Origin of the sequence: Streptomyces sp. NPDC056486 (genome assembly GCF_042795295.1) — a bacterium.
Lineage (GTDB): Bacteria > Actinomycetota > Actinomycetes > Streptomycetales > Streptomycetaceae > Streptomyces.
This window is the reverse complement of record NZ_JBHTSF010000205.1, coordinates 9897-14049: the sequence shown is the minus strand read 5'-3', so window position 1 is coordinate 14049 and position 4153 is coordinate 9897. Positions and strand designations below refer to the sequence as shown.

Sequence of the window (4153 nt, the reverse complement as noted above, 5' to 3'; positions counted from 1 at the left end):
GCCACCTGATGGTGGGCGCCCCGGCCGGGCTCTCGTGCAGTGCGGTGAACGTGGTCCAGGCGCGTGGCCTAGGCCTCGTCGTCGGGCTTCTCTTCACCCTCGGTGGCGTCGACCTCGGCCTCGAGGCCGAGCTGCTCGACGAGCCAGCGGTCGAACTCGATCGCGGCCCGCACCCAGCTGACCGTCGACGACACGAAGTGCTCGAGGGAGACACCCGTGCCGATCAGCATCTGCGCCTCGCCGATGAGGCGGACGGTGCCGTCGTCGTGGGTGTGCGTGTAGACCTTCGGCCACAGGGTGCGACGGTTCCAGTCGTCGATCGCCTCGTGAAGCTGGGGCTTCTCTTCGATCCCGTGGGCGCGGTCGTAGAACGTCCGCACCGAGAAGACCTGCTGGTCACCCTCGCCACGGAACATGAAGTACGTGCGGAACTCCTCCCACGGCGCCGCGAGGTCTCCCTCTTCGTCGACGACGTGCTTGAGCTCCATCTGGTCCAGGAGCTGCTTGACCAGGTCCTGGTCGGGGACAACGGGGCCCGCCGGTCCATCGCCCTGCTGCGGTTCGGGCTGTCCCCCGAAATTCGGAATCGAGGACGGGTCGATGCTCACGTGCTTAGTCCCTTCGTACGGATTCCGCCATCCTGCCCCATGTCGGGCGGGGGCCCGCAACCCCCGCCCGTGATGTGACCGGGTTATGCCTTCTCCGCTGTCGCCGGACCGACGATCAGGCCGTCCCCGAAGGTGTCCACGCGCACCGTGTCCCCGTCCTTCACCTCGCCCGAGAGGATCTCCTTGGCGAGCATGTCGCCGATGGACGTCTGGATGAGGCGGCGCAGCGGCCGTGCGCCGTACGCCGGGTCGTTGCCCTCGTCCGCCAGCCAGGCCAGCGCGTCGGGAGAGACCTCAAGGGTGAGGCGCCGCTCGGCGAGACGCTTGGCGAGACGGTCGATCTGCAGCTCGGCGATGTGCGCGAGCTCGTCCTTGCTGAGCGCGGAGAAGACGACGAGGTCGTCGAGCCGGTTCAGGAACTCCGGCTTGAAAGAGGCCCGCACGATGTCCAGGACTTGCTGCTTCTTCTCCTCGGGTGACGTCGTCGGCTCGACGAGGTACTGACTGCCGAGGTTGGAGGTCAGGACGAGGATGGTGTTGCGGAAGTCCACCGTCCGCCCCTGCCCGTCGGTGAGGCGTCCGTCGTCCAGGACCTGGAGCAGCACGTCGAAGACTTCCGGGTGCGCCTTCTCGACCTCGTCGAGCAGCACGACGCTGTACGGGCGCCGCCGTACGGCCTCGGTGAGCTGGCCGCCCTCTTCGTAGCCGACGTAGCCGGGCGGGGCTCCGACCAGCCTGGCCACGCTGTGCTTCTCGCCGTACTCGCTCATGTCGATACGGACCATGGCGCGCTCGTCGTCGAAGAGGAAGTCCGCGAGTGCCTTCGCCAGCTCGGTCTTGCCGACGCCGGTCGGCCCGAGGAAGAGGAAGGACCCGGTGGGGCGGTCGGGGTCGGCGATCCCGGCGCGCGTGCGGCGCACGGCGTCCGACACCGCCCGCACGGCCTCGGTCTGCCCGATGAGCCGCTTGCCGAGCTCGTCCTCCATGCGGAGCAGCTTCTGCGTCTCGCCCTCAAGGAGGCGCCCGGCGGGGATGCCGGTCCAGGCTCCGACCACATCGGCGATGTCGTCGGGGCCGACCTCCTCCTTGACCATGGTGTCCTTCGAGACCTCTTCCTCGGCCTCGGAAGCGACCTCGAGGTCGTGTTCGAGCGTGGGGATCTCGCCGTAGAGCAGCTTGCTCGCGGTGTCGAAGTCGCCGTCGCGCTGGGCGCGTTCGGCCTGGCCGCGCAGCTCGTCGAGCTTCTCCTTCAGCTCACCGACGCGGTTGAGGGACTGCTTCTCCTTCTCCCAGCGGGCATTGAGCCCGCGCAGCTCCTCCTCCTTGTCGGCGAGGTCGCGCCGCAGCCTTTCGAGGCGCTCCTTGCTCGCGGGGTCGGTCTCCTTGCTGAGGGCGAGCTCCTCCATCTTGAGCCGGTCGACGGAGCGCTGGAGTTCGTCGATCTCAAGAGGGGAGGAGTCGATCTCCATCCGCAGCCGGGACGCGGCCTCGTCCACGAGGTCGATGGCCTTGTCCGGGAGGAAACGCGAGGTGATGTACCGGTCGGAGAGCGCGGCGGCCGCGACGAGCGCGGAGTCGGCGATCTGGACCTTGTGGTGGGCCTCGTAGCGCCCCTTGAGCCCGCGGAGGATGGCGATCGAGTCCTCGACGCTCGGCTCGTCCACGAGGACCTGCTGGAAGCGCCGCTCAAGGGCCGGGTCCTTCTCGATCCGCTCGCGGTACTCGTCGAGGGTGGTCGCACCGACCATCCGCAGCTCGCCGCGGGCGAGCATGGGCTTGAGCATGTTGCCCGCGTCCATGGCGGAGTCCCCGCCCGCCCCGGCCCCCACGACGGTGTGCAGCTCGTCGATGAACGTGATGATCTGCCCGTCGCTGTCCTTGATCTCGGAGAGGACGGTCTTGAGTCGCTCCTCGAACTCACCGCGGTACTTCGCGCCGGCGACCATGGCACCGAGGTCGAGGGAGACGAGCCGCTTGTTCTTCAGCGACTCGGGAACGTCGCCCTTCACGATGCGCTGCGCGAGCCCTTCGACGACGGCGGTCTTGCCGACGCCGGGTTCGCCGATGAGGACGGGGTTGTTCTTCGTGCGCCGGGACAGGACCTGCACCACGCGCCGGATCTCCTGATCACGGCCGATGACGGGGTCGAGCTTTCCCTCCCTGGCGGCAGCGGTGAAGTCCGTCCCGAACTTCTCCAGTGCCTTGTACTGACCCTCCGGGTCCGGAGTGCTCACCCGGCGTCCTCCCCTTGCCTTCTCGAACGCGTCGAGCAGCTTCTTGGCGGTGGCCCCGTGCTTGCTCAGGACCTCGCCGGCGGAGCCGCCCTTGGCGGCGACGCCGATCAGCAGATGCTCGGTGGAGAGGTAATCATCGCCCAGCTCCTTCGCCCGCTGCGAGGCGTCGGCGATGACCGCGAGCAGTTCGCGGTTGGGCTGCGGCGGCGCGACGGTCGACCCGGTGACGCTGGGCAGGCTGCTCAGCGCCCGCTCGGCGTCGGCGCGGAGTGCTGCCTGATCGGCGCCGACCGCGGCGAGCAGGTCGATGATGTTCTCGTTGTCCTGCCCCTCGAGCAGCGCGAGCAGCAGATGCGCGGGGGTCAGATCGGGATGCCCTTCCTCCACGGCCCGGCTACTGGCCGCGTTGATCGCGTCCCGGCTCCTGTTGGTCAGCTCGGCGTCCACTTGAGTCGTCTCCTCCTTGCGATCCGTATGTCCCGGTGGCTCGATGTCCCGGTGCTCGATGCCCCGGTGCTCGATGCCCCGTGGCTCGATGCCCCGTGGCTCGAGTGGCCTGGCCCACCTGACTTAAACAGCGTACATAAAGTTGAGTCTATTCCACTCAAGTAGGGGAAAGGAGGGTGCGGGGGAGGGTGCGGGGGAGGGGAAATCGGCAGGTGGGCGGATGGTGTGGGCGGACGGTTAAGTTCCCTCCATGGCCATGGACCCGCAGCATCCGACCCCCGCGTACCTCAGTTTCTGGCGTGAACGCCATCTGTGCACACTGACGACGCCCCGCCCCGACGGCACCCCGCACGTCGTGCCGGTCGGCGTGACCTACGACCCCCAGGCGGGCGTGGCCCGCGTCCTCGCGAGCAGGACGAGCACGAAGGTCTCGAACATCCTCGCGGCGACGGACGCAGAGGGGGCTGGTGGCCCTGGGGCGCGGGTGGCGGTCTGCCAGGTCGACGGGCGGCGCTGGGCCACGCTGGAGGGGCTCGCGCGTGTGCGTACGGAGGCGGAGGAGATCGCGGAGGGCGAGCGGCGCTACGAGGAGCGGTACGGGAGGCCGCCGAGGGTGAATCCGCACCGGGTGGTGATCGAGATCAGGCTGACGCGGGCGATGGGGACGCGGGCGCTGCGCACGCAGGCGCCGGACGAGGCGTAGTCCCTCGCGAATTGCCCGGCACACACCACAGCGGCGGCACCCGGGTTAGGGGCGCGGGGGGGCCGCGGGGGGGGGGCAGCCCGGCGCGAAGTAGAAAGCGGGGGGGTCGCGGCGGGCGCGGGGGGGGGTGGGTGTGGTGGGTGGTGTGTTGGCGGCAGAGG

At 69.3% G+C, this 4153-nt stretch carries 3 protein-coding genes; 1 reads left to right on the top strand and 2 read right to left on the bottom strand.

The genetic code is table 11. The annotated features are described in order from the left end of the window. Positions 1–68: 68 nt before the first annotated feature. Positions 69–608, bottom strand: a complete 540-nt coding sequence (locus ACFQ7F_RS41420) for a YbjN domain-containing protein (protein ID WP_383283152.1) — start codon at positions 606–608, stop codon at positions 69–71. An 83-nt stretch (positions 609–691) separates the two neighbouring features. Then, positions 692–3289, bottom strand: a complete 2598-nt coding sequence (gene clpB, locus ACFQ7F_RS41415) for an ATP-dependent chaperone ClpB (RefSeq protein WP_383283149.1) — start codon at positions 3287–3289, stop codon at positions 692–694. 250 nt (positions 3290–3539) lie between these two features. Between clpB and ACFQ7F_RS41410 the strand changes: the two genes are divergently transcribed. Beyond that, complete coding sequence (locus ACFQ7F_RS41410; RefSeq protein ID WP_383283146.1) at positions 3540–3992, top strand: pyridoxamine 5'-phosphate oxidase family protein; 453 nt, start codon at positions 3540–3542, stop codon at positions 3990–3992. Positions 3993–4153 lie beyond the last annotated feature (161 nt).

What these genes read in the sequence shown, in the direction of transcription:
- ACFQ7F_RS41410 (WP_383283146.1), top strand. Translation starts at nt 3,540, where the DNA reads ATGGCCATGGACCCGCAGCATCCGACCCCCGCGTACCTCAGTTTCTGG.